This window comes from Pseudoclavibacter chungangensis (genome assembly GCF_013410545.1).
GTDB lineage: Bacteria > Actinomycetota > Actinomycetes > Actinomycetales > Microbacteriaceae > Pseudoclavibacter > Pseudoclavibacter chungangensis.
The window spans coordinates 689661-704948 of record NZ_JACCFV010000001.1 but is presented as its reverse complement, the minus strand read 5'-3'; the positions used below and the strand labels follow the sequence as shown (position 1 = coordinate 704948).

The following is a 15288-nucleotide window of genomic DNA, read 5'->3' as shown; positions in this document are numbered from 1 at the left end:
ACGTTCGCCGTGGAGTCGGCGCGTGGACGGCGCAGTGGTGCACGCCGAATGTGCACGGGCCACGCTACCCCCGACGGCACGCCGCCCCTACCCCGGGCCCGTTCGTGGCCCGGATCGTGACGCGATCCTTATCCGCGCGGCTCGACGGCCCCGTTCACCCCGCCGGATTCCGCCGACGTGTCGGACGTGTCGGACGTGTCGGGCGGCAGCGTCTTCGCGAAGCAGATCGCGTCGGGCATCGTGTCGTAGGGCGGGAACGGTGTCGTGCGCTCGAATCCGTGGGACTCGTAGAGCGCGACCGCATCGGGCTGTCGCGGCCCCGTGTCGAGGACGAGCCGCGTCGCGCCGAGTTCGGCCGCGTGGGCCTCGATGGCGGTCATGATGCGGTGCCCGACGCCGAGCCCGCGCACCCGCTGGAGGACGAAGACCTTGCGGACCTCGAACGTCCCGGCCTCGGGTCTGCGGAACAGGGCGCCGTGGCCGGCGGGGACGCCGTCGACGAGTGCGAGGAAGGCGCAGACGATGCCGCGCTCGTCGACGCCGAAGACGTTGTCGAGGCGGATGGCCTGGGTCTCGGTCATCGGGCCGTCGTCGTAGCGCTCGTCCATCTCCGCGTCGAACGCGGCCCGCAGGGACCTCCCTCGCGAGTCGGCCCAGCCGATCCGATGGATGTCGATCGACGTCATGCGGCGCTCCCGTGCTCGTCCCGTTCAGCCCGCGGCGACACGGAACACGACCTTGCCCGTGGGCAGCGAGCGGCCGGCCGCCGCGTGGAACGAGGCGGCGTCGGTGATCGGGGCGATGGTGGTCGCGACGGGCCGGATCGCACCCGACGCGAGGAGCGGCCACACGTGTCGACCGACCTCGGCGACGATCTCGGCCTTCGAACCGGGCCCGGTGACGGGGCGGTTGCGGAGCTTCGTGGCGCGGACGGTGAGGCGGCGGTCGAGGAGCCGAGCGAGGTCGAGTTCCGCGGACGCGCCCCCGAGGAGTCCGATGATCGTGAGCCGCCCGTCCTCGGCGAGCACGTCGAGGTTGCGGGCGAGGTAGTCGCCGCCGACGACGTCGAGGATCACGTCCGCCCCGTGTCCGTCCGTCGTCGCGCGGATGCGCTCGACGAAGTCCTCGGATCGGTGGTCGACCACGATGTCGGCGCCGAGCTCGGCGCACACGGCCGTGCGCTCCGGCCCGCCCGCGGTCGCGGCGACGATCGCGCCGAGCGCGTCCGCCAATTGGACGGCGAAGGAGCCGATGCCACCCGAGCCGCCGTGCACGAGCACGACCTCACCCGCGCGGACGGGCGTGGGCATACAGATCGAGGACCAGACGGTGCAGGCGGCCTCGGGGAGCGCCGCCGCCTCGACGAGGTCGACGCCGTTCGGAACGGGCAGCACCTGCACGGCGGGAACGGCGACGTACTGTGCGTACCCGCCGCCGCCGAGGAGTGCGCACACCTCGTCGCCGATGGCCCACGGGCGCCCGAGCAGCGGCGCGATCTCGTCGCACACGCCCTCGCCGAGCGCGACGACGACGCCGGCGCACTCGAGGCCGAGGATCCTGCTCTCCCCCGGCGGTGGGTCGTAGAGGCCGCGGACCTGGAGGACGTCGGCGCGGTTGAGGGCGGTCGCCCGAACCTCGATGAGGAGCTCGCCGGGCGCCGCGACGGGGTCCGCGGTCTCGCCCCACCGGAGCACCTCCGGCCCGCCGTACTCGTCGTAGATGATGGCGCGCATGTCGTCAGCCTAGGCGCGGAAGCTCGGTACCCCGTGGCGAACCCGCGGCGCGTGGCGCGCCGGACGCAGCGGGGCCCGGCCGACGACGTGTCGGTCCGGGCCCCGGTGTACGCGTCCGTGCGCTGCTCGCGCTCCCTCAGAGCACCTTCGAGAGGAACGCCTTCGTGCGCTCGCGCTGCGGGTTCGAGAGGACCTCGCGCGGGTCGCCCGATTCGACGACGACGCCGCCGTCCATGAACACGAGCGTGTCGCCGACCTCGCGCGCGAATCCCATCTCGTGCGTGACGACGATCATCGTCATGCCCGACTCGGCGAGCTGCTTCATGACCTCGAGCACGTCACCGACGAGTTCGGGGTCGAGGGCGCTCGTCGGCTCGTCGAACAGCATGAGCTTCGGATCCATCGCGAGCGCCCTCGCGATGGCGACGCGCTGCTGCTGGCCGCCCGACAGGTGGGACGGGTAGGCCCGGGCCTTGTGCGCGAGCCCCACACGATCGAGCAGCTCCATCGCACGTGTCCGTGCGGCGTCGCGCTTCACGCCCTTGACGCGGGTCGGCGCCTCGACGATGTTCTCGAGCACGGTCATGTGCGGGAACAGGTTGAAGCGCTGGAACACCATGCCGATGTCCTGCCGCTGCAGGGCCACGTCGCGCGGCGACAGCTCGTAGATCTTGTCGCCCCGCTGCCGGTAGCCCATGAGCTCGCCGTCGACCCACAGGCGTCCGCCGTCGATGGACTCGAGGTGGTTGATGCAGCGCAGGAAAGTCGACTTGCCCGAGCCGGACGGCCCGATGAGGCACATGACCTCGCCGCGCTGCACGTCGACCGAGATGTCCTGCAGCACGGTGTGGTTGCCGTAGCGCTTCACGATGTGTTCGGCGCTGACCATGGGCGTCGTCTCGTCGCTCATGCGCGTCCTCCTTCGCCGCTCGTGTCGGCGGGGTCGTCGCCGTCGTTCGCATCGGCGTCGTCGACCGACGGGTCGGACGCGGCGGCACCGTCGGATTTCGTGAGCGTCGCCGTTCGGGCTCCGGGTGGTGCGCCGGACGGCACCGTCCCGGCGTCGTCGCCGGCCACGCCCGAGACCGTCGCCTCCTCGGACGGGAGGGTGCCGATCGTGCCCGTGGCAGGCATGGGCCCCTCGTCGCCGAGGTCGGGCCGTTGGGCGGCGACCCCGCGTGCGTAGTAGCGCTCGAGGTAGTACTGGCCGACCATGAGGACGCTCGTGACCGCGAGGTACCAGATGCTCGCGACGATGAGCAGCGGCACGACCGCGTAGATCTGGGAGGAGATCGCACGCGTCCGGGCGTACAGCTCGAGGCTGAAGCCGAGCGCCGTGACGAGCGAGGTCGTCTTGAGCATCGAGATGACCTCGTTGCCCGTGGGCGGGATGATGACGCGCATCGACTGCGGGACGACGATGCGCAGCATCGTCTGGCGCCATCCCATGCCGAGTGCCCGCGCGGCCTCGTCCTGTCCGCGATCGACGCTCAGGATGCCGGAGCGCACGATCTCGGCCATGTAGGCGGCCTCGTTGAACGCGAGTCCGAGGACGGCGAGCCAGAACAGGTCGAGGCCCGCGAAGGGCGAGATCTCGCCGAACGTGAACGGCGTCCCGGGCAGCCCGATCGTGACGGTCTTGTAGATCGTGCCGAGCAGGCCCCAGAACACGAGCTGCACGTACACCGGCGTTCCGCGGAACAGCCAGAGGTAGACCCACGACACGGACTTCAGGACGGGGTTGTCGCTCAATCGCATGACCGCGAGCACGAGGCCCATGACGATCGCGAGCACCATGGAGCACACCGTCAGGGCGAGCGTGATGAGCGCCGCCTGGCTGATGCGTCGGTCGAAGAGGTACTTCGCGACGACGTCCCACTGGTAGGCGTCGCGCGTCGCCGCGTCCCAGACGAACAGGGCGACGACGAGCACGATGAGCACCGCGAAGGTGGTGCGGATCGGGTGCTTGAGCTTGACGGCCTGGATCGCGTCCGTACCGCGGCTCGGGGCGGTGGAGTCGGTCATGCGCGCGTCGACCTCAGCTGCCGAGGTTGATCTCGGCGGAGGTCACGGCCCCCGCCTCGACGCCCCACTTCTCGAGGATCGCCGTGTAGGTGCCGTCGTCGATGAGCGACTGGACCGCCGCCTGGATGGCGGGGACGAGCGCCGAGTCCTTCGCGATGACGATGCCGTACGGCGCGGAGTCGAACAGGTCGCCCGCGAGCTCGATCTTCCCGTCGGACTGCGCGACGGCGTACTGCGTGATCGGCGAGTCACCGAGCATGTAGGGCACCTTGCCGAGGGCGACGTTGCTCGTCGCCTCGTCCTGACCGTCCGACTTCACGATCTCGATCGCCGACTGTCCGCCGTTGGTGCATTCGGTGCTCTTGTCGGTGAGGTACTGGTCGCTCGTCGTGGTCGCCTGGACGGCGATCGAGAGCCCGCAGAGGTTCTCCGGGTCGATGGCCTCGGCGTCGGGGCTCTTCGCGAACTGCAGACCGGCCTCGTAGTAGTCGACGAAGTCGACCTGCTGCTGACGTTCGGCGTTGTCGGTGAAGCTCGAGAATCCGAGGTCGAGCGTTCCGCCGGCGACCTGCGGAAGGATCGCGTCGAACAGGAGCTTCTTCCAGTCGGTCTTCACGCCGAGCTTCGCGGCGACCGCGTCACCGAGCTCGACCTCCCAGCCGGTGACGGAGCCGTCGTCGGCCTCGAACTCGTTCGGCGCGTAGCTCGCGTCGACACCGATCGTGAGCACCCCGGCCGACTTGATGTTCTCGGGGAGGAGCGCCGCGGCGGCCTCGTCGACGGCGACCTCGGGCGCGGCGGATCCGTCCGTCTCGGGGGTCGTCTCGTTGTTGACGCAACCGGTCAACAGCATGGCGGCGATGGCACCGATGGCGGCGGGGACGATGAATCTGTTGCGCACGGGCAGTCCTTTCGGTCACGCGGATGCCGGCTTCGTCGCCGGACCGGACGAACGCGGCGGCGCCGACGTTTCCGGGAATGTGGAGAGCATATCGGCGTGGCGGGTCACCGTGCGGCAGGGCGAACCGTTCATCGTGGAAATCGAGGCGGGGGGACGCGACCGTTCGCATATCCGATCGCTCGTGCGCGGCGCCCCGTCCGGTGGTGGGGCGGATCGTCGACCCGTGGTCGCTCTGCGAACCGCGACGACATCGTCGTGAGCGGACCGCGACACTCCGTACAGCTTTAGGCAAGGCTACGCTTAGGCCCCGAGGCTGCGCCGCAGTCGCACGTCCCACCGACCGAAAGGCATCCACCGTGTTGCACACTCGTTCCCGATCCCTGCGCGCCGCGTTCGCGGTCGCCGCGGCCGCCGCGCTCGCACTCACCGGTTGCTCGTCGGGTGGCGAGACGCCCGCCGAGACGACGGCAGCCGCCGGGGACGGCGAGTGGCCCGTCGTGTTCCAGAACGCGGACGACACGACGACCGAGATCCCCGCGAAGCCCGAGAGCATCCTCTCGACCTCCGTCTCGGTCACGGGCACCCACCAGGCCGCGCTCGCGCAGACGCTATTCGACCAGCTCGAGCGCTGGGCGGGCGCCCTCAAGCCCCTGCGCGCGAACTGAATCGTGTTCCGGGCGGTTTTCGGGGTTCCGGTTGCCCCGGAACCCCGAAAACCGCCCGGAACGTCGCGCGCTCAGGCGAGGCGGCTCAGAACTCCCAGTCCTCGTCGGTCGTGTTCTCGGCCTTGCCGATCACGTACGACGAGCCCGAGCCCGAGAAGAAGTCGTGGTTCTCGTCCGCGTTCGGCGACAGCGCCGAGAGGATCGCGGGGTTCACATCGGTCACCGTCGACGGGAACATCGCCTCGTAGCCGAGGTTCATGAGCGCCTTGTTCGCGTTGTAGTGCAGGAACTTCTTCACGTCCTCCGACAGCCCCACCCCGTCGTAGAGGTCGTGCGTGTACTGCACCTCGTTCTCGTAGAGCTCGAACAGCAGCTCGTACGTGTAGTCCTTCAGCTCCTGACGCTTCTCCTCCGTCGACGTCTCGAGCCCACGCTGATACTTGTACCCGATGTAGTAGCCGTGCACGGCCTCGTCACGGATGATGAGCCGGATCAGGTCCGCCGTGTTCGTGAGCTTCGCGTGGCTCGACCAGTACATCGGCAGGTAGAACCCGGAGTAGAAGAGGAACGACTCGAGGAGCGTCGAGGCGACCTTGCGCTTGAGGGGTTCGTCGCCGTGGTAGTAGTCCATGACGATCTTCGCCTTGCGCTGCAGGTTCTCGTTCTCGGTCGACCAGCGGAACGCGTCGTCGATCTCGGGCGTGCTCGAGAGCGTCGAGAAGATCGACGAGTAGCTCTTCGCGTGCACCGACTCCATGAACGCGATGTTCGTGTAGACGGCCTCCTCGTGGGGCGTCAACGAGTCGGGGATGAGCGACACGGCGCCGACGGTGCCCTGGATCGTGTCGAGGAGCGTGAGCCCCGTGAACACGCGCATCGTGAGCTGCTTCTCCTCTGGCGTGAGCGTCGACCACGACTGGATGTCGTTCGACAGCGGCACCTTCTCGGGCAGCCAGAAGTTGTTCGTGAGGCGGTTCCACACCTCCACGTCCTTGTCGTCCTGGATGCGGTTCCAGTTGATGGCCTGGACCGAGTCCAGAAGGTGCGAGGTCTCCTGCGGGGCGTTCAAACCGGCTCCTCAATCGTCTGACTCGAGATGGCGGCGAGCGGCCGAGGGGACGGCGCCCATCTCGCTCCGAGCGAGTCTAGCCCGGGGTCGGCGCGGGCCCGATCGGCTCGCCGTCGACGCCCGTCGACGCCCGTCGACGCCCGTCAACGCCCGTCGACGCCCGTCGACGCCGTCGGCCTCGGGACGCGGACCGGGTCCGCGAAGTGCTCCGCGGGCACCGGTCGGCAGCACCACGCGCCCCCTGCGCGCGCTCGCGCGCTCCACCACCGCGCACGCCACGTGGGAGCCTCGGCCGACGCGCGCTCCGCCTGCACGAATTCCCCGATTCGCGTCACGTCGGACCGGCGGGCGCCGCAGCGCACCTACGAGTCGAAGCCGAGTCCGACCGCGTCCATCGCCTTCAGCCAGAGGTTCCGCTTTCCGGTGCGGTCCTCCGCGGCCATCGACCAGCGCGTGAGGTTCACGCCGATCGCCCTCGCGGGCTCGGGCGGGAACGGCAGGCTCCCCGCCGCGACGAGCGCACACCGCGTACGACGCGTCGACTCGCCCGCGAGCAGGTCGAGCATCGCGTCGGCACCGAATCTCGTGGCGGCGACGCCGAGTCCCGTGTATCCGAGTGCGTACGCGATGCGGCCGCGGGCGGCCGTACCTGCCGTGAGACAGAACCGTGTGGACGAGTCGATCATGCCGCCCCACTGGTGCGTGAAGCGGACGTCCGCGAGCTGCGGATAGGTGTCCCGGAAATTGCGTTCGAGCGTCTCGAACGTCGCCGCGCGCTGCGTCAGATGCTCGCTGCGCCGGGATCCGTAGTGGTAGATCGCGTCGTAGCCGCCCCACAGGATGCGGCCGTCGTCGGACTTGCGGAAGTAGTGGAACTGATTCCCGGCGTCGGCGAGCCCCTCGTCGCCCGTCCAGCCGATCGACGCGAACTGCTCGTCGGTGAGCGGTTCGGTCATGAGTGCGTAGTCGTAGACGGGAACCGTCGTGAGTGCGAGCCGTCGCAGGAGCGCGGGGTACGCGTTCGTCGCGAGGGCGACGCGCTCGGCCCGCACACTCGCCCCCGTCGCCGTCCGGGCACGAACTGTTCCCCTGCCGCGGTGATCGATGCCGGCGACGACGGTCGACTCGTGCACCTCGACCCCGGCGGCGAGACATGCGTCGAGCAGCCCGATCGCGAGCCGGTACGGATCGACGGTCGCCATCCTCGGCTGTCGCAGGGCGGCGACGAACGCCGGTGACCGCGTGAGGGCGCCGACGCCGCCGGGGCCGATGTACTCGGCCTCCTCACCGTGCTCGAGGCATTCGTCCCGTCCCTCGCGGAGCGCGTCGGACTCCCACGCGTTTCGCGCGAAGGTCACCATGCCACCCTCGCGCCAGTCACAGTCGATCCCGTGTCGCTCGATGTCGGCGTGCATCCCCTCGTAGTTCTCGACACCCAGGGCGACGAGTTCGTCGATCTCGTCGGGCCAGCGCGAGACGCCGTTGGACAGCCCGTGGGTGAGGCTCGGGTCGATGAAGCCGCCGTTGCGGCCGCTCGCGGCGTGCCCGATCGTCGTTCCCTCGAGCAGCACGACGCGTGCACCCGGATCGCGCTCCTTCGCGTGCAGTGCGGTCCAGAGCCCCGTGTATCCGCCACCGACGACGAGGAGGTCGGCCGTGATGTCGGCGGTCAGCGCCGACTGCGGTCGACGCGCCGGTGCACGGTCGATCCAGTACGAACGGTGCACCCGCCCGTGCTCGCGCGTCGTGTCGGTGCCCGTCGATGCGGACGTCTCGCTCATCACTGCCTCCAGCCGTCGGGGCCGCGGACCGACCCCGTACCTATACCGTCTCGTCGGTACAGTAAACGTCCGTCCCGTCGTGGTCAAGAGCCCGCTCCTCGCAGGGGCGCGGTCGAGCGACCGACGCGTGCCACCGGGACGCCCGATACAGTGACGCCCGTGGCCACCTCCCGCAGCAGGCACGGCGAGATCCTCGCCGCGTTCCGGCGACTCGTGCTCGAACACGGAGACCGGGGCGCGACGCTCGATGCGGTCGCGCGCGCCGCAGGCGTCTCCAAGGGCGGCCTCATCTACCACTTCCCCACGCGGGAAGCGCTCGTCACGGGACTGTGCGATCGGTTCGCGGAGCTCGTCGACGAGGACCTCGTCGAGATGACGACACCCGGGCGTTCCCCCACCGAGTGGTACCTGCGCACGAGCGCCGACTACCTCTCCGAGCTCGAACAGACGATGGCGGCACTCGTGCGCCTCGCCCCGACCGACGAGGGCAGCGTGCGCCCCGCGCTCCGACGAGGGCGGGCGCGCTGGTACGAGTGCATCCTGGCGGAGCTCGGTGACGAGCAACTCGCGCGCACCGTCGTCCTGCTCGGCGACGGGATCGCCTACAACGCCGAGCTCGACGGGCAGAGCGGGGCACCGCGCCCCTTCGTCGACCGAGCCTCGATCGAGGCGCTCCTGCGCATGGTGCGCGCACTCGGGCTCGTTCGCGGAATCTGATCCCGCGCGGGCGACGGATACGCGCTGCGGATATCGTCCCGGAACGACTCTTGAGGTACACCAACCGGTCGGTGTACGTTGACCCCACTTCCGCAACACCTCGAGGAGCTGCCATGAGCAAGGCGCCGCGCGTTCACCTCGGCAACATCACGGACACCGGCCACATCCACGTGGGCAAGGGTCTCAACACCGGCGCGCTCGGCGTCGTCGGTTCGACGGTCATCGGCCTCGCGTCGACGGCCCCGCTGTACTCCCTCGCCGCGACGCTCGGCTGGGTCATCCTCGCGGTCGGGCCACAGGCCCCGGTCGCGTTCATCGCCGCGTGCATCCCCATGGTGTTCGCGGCGTTCGCGTACCAGGAGCTCAATCGGGAGATGCCCGATTGCGGCACCACGTTCGTGTGGGGCACGAAGGCCTTCGGCCCGGTCATCGGCTGGATCGGCGGGTGGGCCGTCGCCGTCTCGGCCATCATGGTGCTCGCGAACGTCGCCGAGATCTCGGGCCGCTACCTCTGGTACCTCGTCGGCAACGACGACTTCGCGGAGAACACGGCGATCGTCGTCGCGACCGGCGTCGTGTTCATCGCACTCATGACGTTCATCTCCACCATCGGCGTGCAGATCGGTGAGCGTCTGCAGATGGTCCTCATGATCATCCAGTACGTCGCGCTCGCCGCGTTCGGCACCCTCGCGCTCATCGGCGCGATGAACGGCACGTCGGAGAGCGCCGTGGCGTTCGACTGGCAGTGGTTCAACCCGGCCGCACTCGACTCGTGGTCGGGCTTCATCGAGGCCGTCCTGCTGTGCCTGTTCATCTACTGGGGCTGGGACACGTGCCTCGCGCTCAACGAGGAGACGAAGAACCCGCGCACGACGCCGGGACGCTCGGCGCTCGCGACGATCGTCGTCCTCATCGTCACGTACCTCGGCGTCTCGGTCGCCGTCATGATGTTCGCCGGCTTCGGCGACACGGGGATCGGTCTCACGAACGAGGCGAACCTCGACGACGTGTTCACCGTGCTGCGCGACGCGCTGTTCGGGCCGTGGGGCTGGTTCCTCATCCTGGCGATGCTCGTGTCGGCCGCGTCGTCGACGCAGACGACGATCCTCCCGACCGCGCGCGGCACGCTCTCGATGGCCGTGTACCGGGCGCTGCCCGCGAAGTTCGCCTCGGTGCACCCCCGCTTCAAGACCCCGTGGTTCTCGACGACCGTCATGGGGATCGCGGCGATCGTCTACTACGTCGTGATGTCGATGATCTCGGAGAGCGTGCTCGCCGACTCGCTCACGTCCATGGGGCTCGCGGTCGCGCTGTACTACGCGATCACGTCGTTCGCGTGCGTCTGGTACTTCCGCGGGCAACTGTTCGACAGCGCGCGCAACTTCTTCCTGCAGGGCCTCCTGCCGCTCCTGGGCGGCCTCATGCTCGCCTACGCTTTCATCCAGTCGGCGATCGATATGATCAGCACCGACTACTCCGAGACCGTGCTGCTCGGGGTCGGCGGGGCGTTCGTGATCGGTATCGGCGCGATCCTCTTCGGATTCGTGCTCATGGGCATCTGGTGGCTGCGTCCCGGCTCGAAGCCCTTCTTCCGCGGCGAGAGCCTCAACCGCGACACCCCGGTGCTCGTGCCCGACGAGGGCTGACCGGCGACCACCTCGAACGGGGCCAGGTCCGCGACGCGGATCGGGCCCCGTTCGTCGTGTGCCTGCCGGCCGCGCCCCTCAGCAGCTCGTGTCGACGACGCAGAACCGGTTGCCCTCGGGGTCCTCCAGGATGCGGAAGTCCGCATCGGCCGGCATCGCCGCCCACGCGACCTCGCGCGCACCGAGCGCGACGAGCCGCGCCACCTCGGCGTCCTGCTCGTCCGTGTACAGGTCGAGGTGGATGCGGGGCGGGATCGTGCGCTCGGAGCGCGCCACATCGAGGGAGACGTTCGGCCCGGCCCCCTCGCGGGGACGGAGCACGACGAATCCCGGATCACCCCGCTCGCGGGGGACGTCGTCGAGCGCGGCCGTCCAGAACGTCACCTGGCGGTCGAGGTCCTCGACGCGGATGACGATCGATCCCACTCGCAGCATGGCGGCACCCTATGCACCGTGGCTGCGACCGCGTCCGGACGACGCGACGGGCGAGGTGCCTGATGCGCGACGACGCGGGGCGACCGCCCGTTCGGACGGTCGCCCCGCGTCGTCACCCGCGCCGGGTCAGAGCATGCAGCTCACGCAGCCCTCGACCTCGGTGCCCTCGAGCGCCATCTGGCGCAGGCGGATGTAGTAGATCGTCTTGATCCCCTTCCGCCACGCGTAGATCTGCGCCTTGTTGATGTCGCGCGTCGTGGCCGTGTCCTTGAAGAACAGGGTCAGCGAGAGCCCCTGGTCGACGTGCTGCGTCGCCTCGGCGTAGGTGTCGATGATCTTCTCGTAGCCGATCTCGTACGCGTCCTGGAAGTACTCGAGGTTGTCGTTGTCGAGGAAGGGCGCCGGGTAGTAGACGCGGCCGATCTTCCCCTCCTTGCGGATCTCGATCTTCGACGCGATCGGGTGGATCGACGAGGTCGAGTGGTTGATGTACGAGATCGACCCCGTCGGCGGGACGGCCTGCAGGTTGCGGTTGTACATGCCGAACTCCTGCACGTCGGCCTTGAGCGCCTGCCAGTCGTCCCGCGTGGGGATGTGGATGCCCGCGAACAGCTCGCGCACGCGCTCCGTCCGGGGTGCCCACTCGCGCTCGGTGTACTTGTCGAAGAACTCGCCCGACGCGTACGTCGAGGCCTCGAAGCCCTCGAACGAGTGACCGCGCTCGCGCGCGATGAGGTTCGACGCGCGGATCGCGTGGTACAGCACCGAGTAGAAGTAGATGTTCGTGAAGTCGAGGCCCTCGTCTGAGCCGTAGTGGATGCGCTCGCGTCCGAGGTAGCCGTGCAGGTTCATCTGCCCGAGGCCGATCGCGTGCGACCCCGCGTTGCCCTTCGCGATCGAGGGCACCGACTGGATGTCCGACATGTCGCTCACGGCCGTGAGGCCGCGAATCGCGGTCTCGATCGAGCGGCCGAAGTCGGGGCCGTCCATGGTCATGGCGATGTTCATCGACCCGAGGTTGCAGGAGATGTCGTTGCCGATGTGGTCGTAGCCCAGGTCCTCGCTGTAGGTCGTCGGAGAGTTGACCTGCAGGATCTCCGAGCACAGGTTCGACATGTTGATGCGGCCCTCGATGGGGTTCGCACGGTTCGCCGTGTCCTCGAAGAGGATGTACGGATAGCCCGACTCGAACTGGATCTCGGCGAGCGTCTGGAAGAACGCGCGCGCACCGATCTTCGTCTTGCGGATGCGCGAGTCGTCGACCATCTCCTGGTACTTCTCGGAGACCGAGATGTCGCCGAACGGCACGCCGTACACGCGCTCCACGTCGTAGGGCGAGAAGAGGTACATGTCCTCGTCGCGGCGAGCGAGCTCGAACGTGATGTCGGGGATCACGACGCCGAGCGAGAGCGTCTTGATGCGGATCTTCTCGTCGGCGTTCTCGCGCTTCGTGTCGAGGAAGCGGAGGATGTCGGGGTGGTGCGCCTGCAGGTAGACGGCCCCGGCACCCTGCCGCGCACCGAGCTGGTTCGCGTAGGAGAAGCTGTCCTCGAGGAGCTTCATGACGGGGATGATGCCCGACGACTGGTTCTGGATCTGCTTGATCGGTGCGCCGTGCTCGCGGATGTTCGAGAGGCTGAAGGCCACACCGCCGCCGCGCTTCGAGAGCTGCAGCGCGGAGTTGATCGAGCGACCGATCGACTCCATGTTGTCCTCGATGCGCAGCAGGAAGCAGCTCACGAGCTCGCCGCGCTGCTTCTTGCCCGTGTTGAGGAAGGTCGGCGTCGCGGGCTGGAACCGGCCGGCGATCATCTCGTCGACGAGTGCCGTCGCGAGGTGCTCGTCGCCGCGCGCGAGGCCGAGCGCGACCATGAGCACGCGGTCCTCGAAGCGCTCGAGGTAGCGCTGGCCGTCGAACGTCTTGAGCGCGTACGAGGTGTAGAACTTGAACGCGCCGAGGAACGTCGGGAAGCGGAACTTCGCCTTGAACGCCCGGTCGCGCAGCTCGCGGATGAACTCGAACGAGTAGCGCTCGAGCGTCGCGGCCTCGTAGTAGTCGTTGTCGACGAGGTACTTCAGCCGCTCCTCGAGGTCGTGGAAGAAGACCGTGTTCTGGTTGACGTGCTGGAGGAAGTACTCGCGGGCCGCCTCACGGTCCTTGTCGAACTGGATCTTCCCGTCGGCCGAGTAGAGGTTCAGCATGGCGTTGAGGGCGTGGAAGTCCATGCCCGTCGAGCCCGGCTGCGCCGCGGTCACGGTCGGGGCGTCGAGAGAGGTGTGTGCTGCCAAAACGAATCCAATCCGGAGTTCACGGCCTCGACGTCCTCCGGCGTGCCGAAGAGTTCGAAGCGGTAGAGCGTTGGGACGCGGCACTTGGCCGCGATGACGTCGGCCGCGAGGCCGTAGGTGGTGCCGAAGTTCGTGTTCCCCGCACCGATGACCCCGCGGAGGAGGTCACGGTTGTGGGGCACGTTGAGGAACTTCACGACCTGTTTCGGGACGGCGTTGTTGCCGTGCCCGTCGCCGTACGTCGGGACGACGAGCACGTACGGTTCGTCGGCGAGGATGGTCTCGTCGGCGGTCATGAGCGGGATGCGTCGCGCCTCGCGCCCGAGCTTGTCGATGAATCGTCGGGTGTTGCCGGAGACGCTCGAGAAGTAGATGAGCTGCGCCATGTCGCCAGCGGCTTTCGGATGCGTGGTGGGTGGACGGTGTCGGCGACGGGTGACGGGATCGTCGGTCGATCCCGTCACCCGGACGACGGCGTCCTACGCGAAGCTCGCGACGAGCGCGTTGATCTTGTCGGGGCGGAAGCCCGACCAGTGGTCGCTCTCGGTCACGACCACGGGCGCCTGCAGGTACCCGAGCTCCTTGACCGTGGCGAGCGCCTGCTCGTCGACGGAGACGTCGAACACGTCGTACTCGATGCCCTGCTTGTCGAGCGCTCGGTACGTCGCGGTGCACTGAACGCAGGACGGCTTGCTGTAAACGGCGATGCGGGCCATTGAGAACTCCTGTTTCGGGGGTGTTCGAGGTGTCGTGGCGGGGTGTCGTGGCGGGGAAGGTGACGTGGCTCACTCTACGTTCGCCTGCGCCGGTCGCTTCGGCGACTCGCCGCCTTCAGCCACTACATCTTGTGTCGGAAGACCGTACCACCACAAGATACGGGGTTACAACCGTGTCATTCTGCACAGCTCCCTCCACAGTTCGGGGCCCTTTTCCACGTGGATCGACGGCTTTTCCACACACTGTGCACCGGTGTGTGCACAGTTGCTGTGCACGACCGTCGACTCCATGCACGAACCCTGCGATTCCTTCACCGCCAACGTTCCCGCACCCCTCGGACATTCCGTTCCGGGGCCTCTCGTGACGTCGCTCGGCACGTCGCGATCCGCGCCCCCGGTGCCTCCGGTATCGTGCGTAGCCCACCGCCGCACGGACTCCTTGGAGCAGCCGACATGACGCATCCCGACGCCGCCGAGCGCGCGGCACGTGTGCCCCGCATCCCACTCAACGACGGCCACGAGATCCCACAGCTCGGCCTCGGCGTGTACAAGATCGACGATGCGACTACGAGCGAGGTCGTCCGGACGGCGATCGATCTCGGCTACCGGCACATCGACACGGCCGCGCTGTACGAGAACGAGCGCGGCGTGGGCGACGGGATCCGCGCCTCCGGCATCGACCGGGACGAGCTGTTCGTCACGACGAAGGTGTGGCACGACCGCCAGGGCTTCGACGAGACGCTGCGCGCCTTCGACGAATCACTCGGCCGCCTCGGGCTCGATGCGGTCGACCTCTACCTCATCCACTGGCCGGCCCCGTCGCTCGACCTCTACGTGGACACGTGGCACGCCCTCGAACGGCTGCGCGACGAGGGCCGCGCGCGGTCGATCGGGGTGTCGAACTTCAAGGCCCACCACCTCGATCGCCTCGCGGCCGAGTCCTCGACGGTGCCCGCCGTGAACCAGATCGAGCTGCACCCCAACCTCCCCCAGGCCGAGACGCGCGCGTACGACGCCGCGCACGGCATCGTCACGGAGGCGTGGTCGCCGCTCGCCCGCGGCACGCTCCTCGAGAATCCCGTCCTCGCGCGCATCGCGGAGCGGCACGGCGTCACTCCGGCGCAGGTGGTGTTGCGCTGGCACCTCGACGACGGCACCGTCGTCATCCCGAAGTCGGCGAACCCGCACCGACTCGCCGCGAATCTCGACGTCTTCGACTTCTCGCTCGACGACGAGGACCGCGCCGCGATCGCGTCGCTCGACAACGGGCACCGGACGGGCAAGGACCCCGACCTCTTCCCCTGAGTCGGT

16 protein-coding genes are annotated in these 15288 nt (G+C 68.6%); 5 read left to right on the top strand and 11 right to left on the bottom strand.

Annotated elements, in window-relative coordinates:
- Positions 1-128 precede the first annotated feature (128 nt).
- From HNR16_RS03105 to HNR16_RS03085, 5 genes are all read right to left on the bottom strand, one after another.
- Positions 129-686: a GNAT family N-acetyltransferase gene (locus HNR16_RS03105; RefSeq protein ID WP_158040151.1), complete on the bottom strand. Its 558-nt coding sequence runs from the start codon at positions 684-686 to the stop codon at positions 129-131.
- Between the two features lie 24 nt (positions 687-710).
- Positions 711-1733 carry an NAD(P)H-quinone oxidoreductase gene (locus HNR16_RS03100; protein ID WP_158040152.1) on the bottom strand — a complete coding sequence of 341 codons (1023 nt, stop codon included), beginning with the start codon at positions 1731-1733 and terminating at the stop codon, positions 711-713.
- 136 nt (positions 1734-1869) lie between these two features.
- On the bottom strand, positions 1870-2643 hold the full coding sequence (locus tag HNR16_RS03095) for an amino acid ABC transporter ATP-binding protein (protein WP_276509184.1): 774 nt from the start codon (positions 2641-2643) through the stop codon (positions 1870-1872).
- A complete protein-coding gene (locus tag HNR16_RS03090; RefSeq protein ID WP_158040153.1) occupies positions 2640-3758 on the bottom strand; it encodes an amino acid ABC transporter permease in 1119 nt (372 codons plus the stop codon). The genes HNR16_RS03095 and HNR16_RS03090 overlap by 4 nt, the downstream gene beginning before the upstream one ends.
- 13 nt (positions 3759-3771) lie before the next feature.
- Positions 3772-4659 carry an ABC transporter substrate-binding protein gene (locus tag HNR16_RS03085; protein WP_225737821.1) on the bottom strand — a complete coding sequence of 296 codons (888 nt, stop codon included), beginning with the start codon at positions 4657-4659 and terminating at the stop codon, positions 3772-3774.
- Here HNR16_RS03085 and HNR16_RS03080 point away from each other — a divergent pair.
- Complete coding sequence (locus HNR16_RS03080; RefSeq protein WP_158040154.1) at positions 4643-4918, top strand: hypothetical protein; 276 nt, start codon at positions 4643-4645, stop codon at positions 4916-4918. The genes HNR16_RS03085 and HNR16_RS03080 overlap by 17 nt on opposite strands.
- A 97-nt stretch (positions 4919-5015) precedes the next feature.
- Positions 5016-5324, top strand: coding sequence for a hypothetical protein (locus tag HNR16_RS03075; RefSeq protein ID WP_158040155.1), 309 nt, complete (start codon positions 5016-5018; stop codon positions 5322-5324).
- Positions 5325-5409: 85 nt separating this feature from the next.
- Here HNR16_RS03075 and nrdF read toward each other — a convergent pair whose 3' ends face one another.
- Together nrdF and HNR16_RS03065 are read right to left on the bottom strand one after the other, a co-directional pair.
- Entirely contained in the window at positions 5410-6393 is a 984-nt protein-coding gene (gene nrdF, locus HNR16_RS03070; protein WP_158040156.1) for a class 1b ribonucleoside-diphosphate reductase subunit beta, read from the bottom strand.
- Positions 6394-6755: 362 nt separating this feature from the next.
- Positions 6756-8174 carry an NAD(P)/FAD-dependent oxidoreductase gene (locus HNR16_RS03065; RefSeq protein WP_158040157.1) on the bottom strand — a complete coding sequence of 473 codons (1419 nt, stop codon included), beginning with the start codon at positions 8172-8174 and terminating at the stop codon, positions 6756-6758.
- A 159-nt stretch (positions 8175-8333) separates the two neighbouring features.
- On the opposite strand from HNR16_RS03065, the gene HNR16_RS03060 reads away from it, so the two are divergent.
- Positions 8334-8891, top strand: coding sequence for a TetR/AcrR family transcriptional regulator (locus HNR16_RS03060; protein WP_179558074.1), 558 nt, complete (start codon positions 8334-8336; stop codon positions 8889-8891).
- 113 nt (positions 8892-9004) lie between these two features.
- Complete coding sequence (locus HNR16_RS03055; RefSeq protein ID WP_158040159.1) at positions 9005-10537, top strand: APC family permease; 1533 nt, start codon at positions 9005-9007, stop codon at positions 10535-10537.
- A gap of 78 nt (positions 10538-10615) precedes the next feature.
- On the opposite strand, the gene HNR16_RS03050 is transcribed toward HNR16_RS03055, so the two are convergent.
- From HNR16_RS03050 to nrdH, 4 genes are all read right to left on the bottom strand, one after another.
- The gene (locus HNR16_RS03050) at positions 10616-10972 is read right to left on the bottom strand and encodes a VOC family protein (protein ID WP_179558073.1); all 357 of its coding nucleotides are present in this window, start codon (positions 10970-10972) and stop codon (positions 10616-10618) included.
- A 126-nt stretch (positions 10973-11098) separates the two neighbouring features.
- Positions 11099-13198: a class 1b ribonucleoside-diphosphate reductase subunit alpha gene (gene nrdE / locus HNR16_RS03045; RefSeq protein WP_158040221.1), complete on the bottom strand. Its 2100-nt coding sequence runs from the start codon at positions 13196-13198 to the stop codon at positions 11099-11101.
- A gap of 26 nt (positions 13199-13224) precedes the next feature.
- Positions 13225-13647: a class Ib ribonucleoside-diphosphate reductase assembly flavoprotein NrdI gene (nrdI, locus tag HNR16_RS03040; RefSeq protein WP_158040160.1), complete on the bottom strand. Its 423-nt coding sequence runs from the start codon at positions 13645-13647 to the stop codon at positions 13225-13227.
- 93 nt (positions 13648-13740) lie between these two features.
- Positions 13741-13977, bottom strand: coding sequence for a glutaredoxin-like protein NrdH (gene nrdH, locus HNR16_RS03035; RefSeq protein WP_158040161.1), 237 nt, complete (start codon positions 13975-13977; stop codon positions 13741-13743).
- A 453-nt stretch (positions 13978-14430) separates the two neighbouring features.
- Between nrdH and HNR16_RS03030 the strand changes: the two genes are divergently transcribed.
- On the top strand, positions 14431-15282 hold the full coding sequence (locus HNR16_RS03030; protein ID WP_158040162.1) for an aldo/keto reductase: 852 nt from the start codon (positions 14431-14433) through the stop codon (positions 15280-15282).
- Positions 15283-15288: the final 6 nt, after the last annotated feature.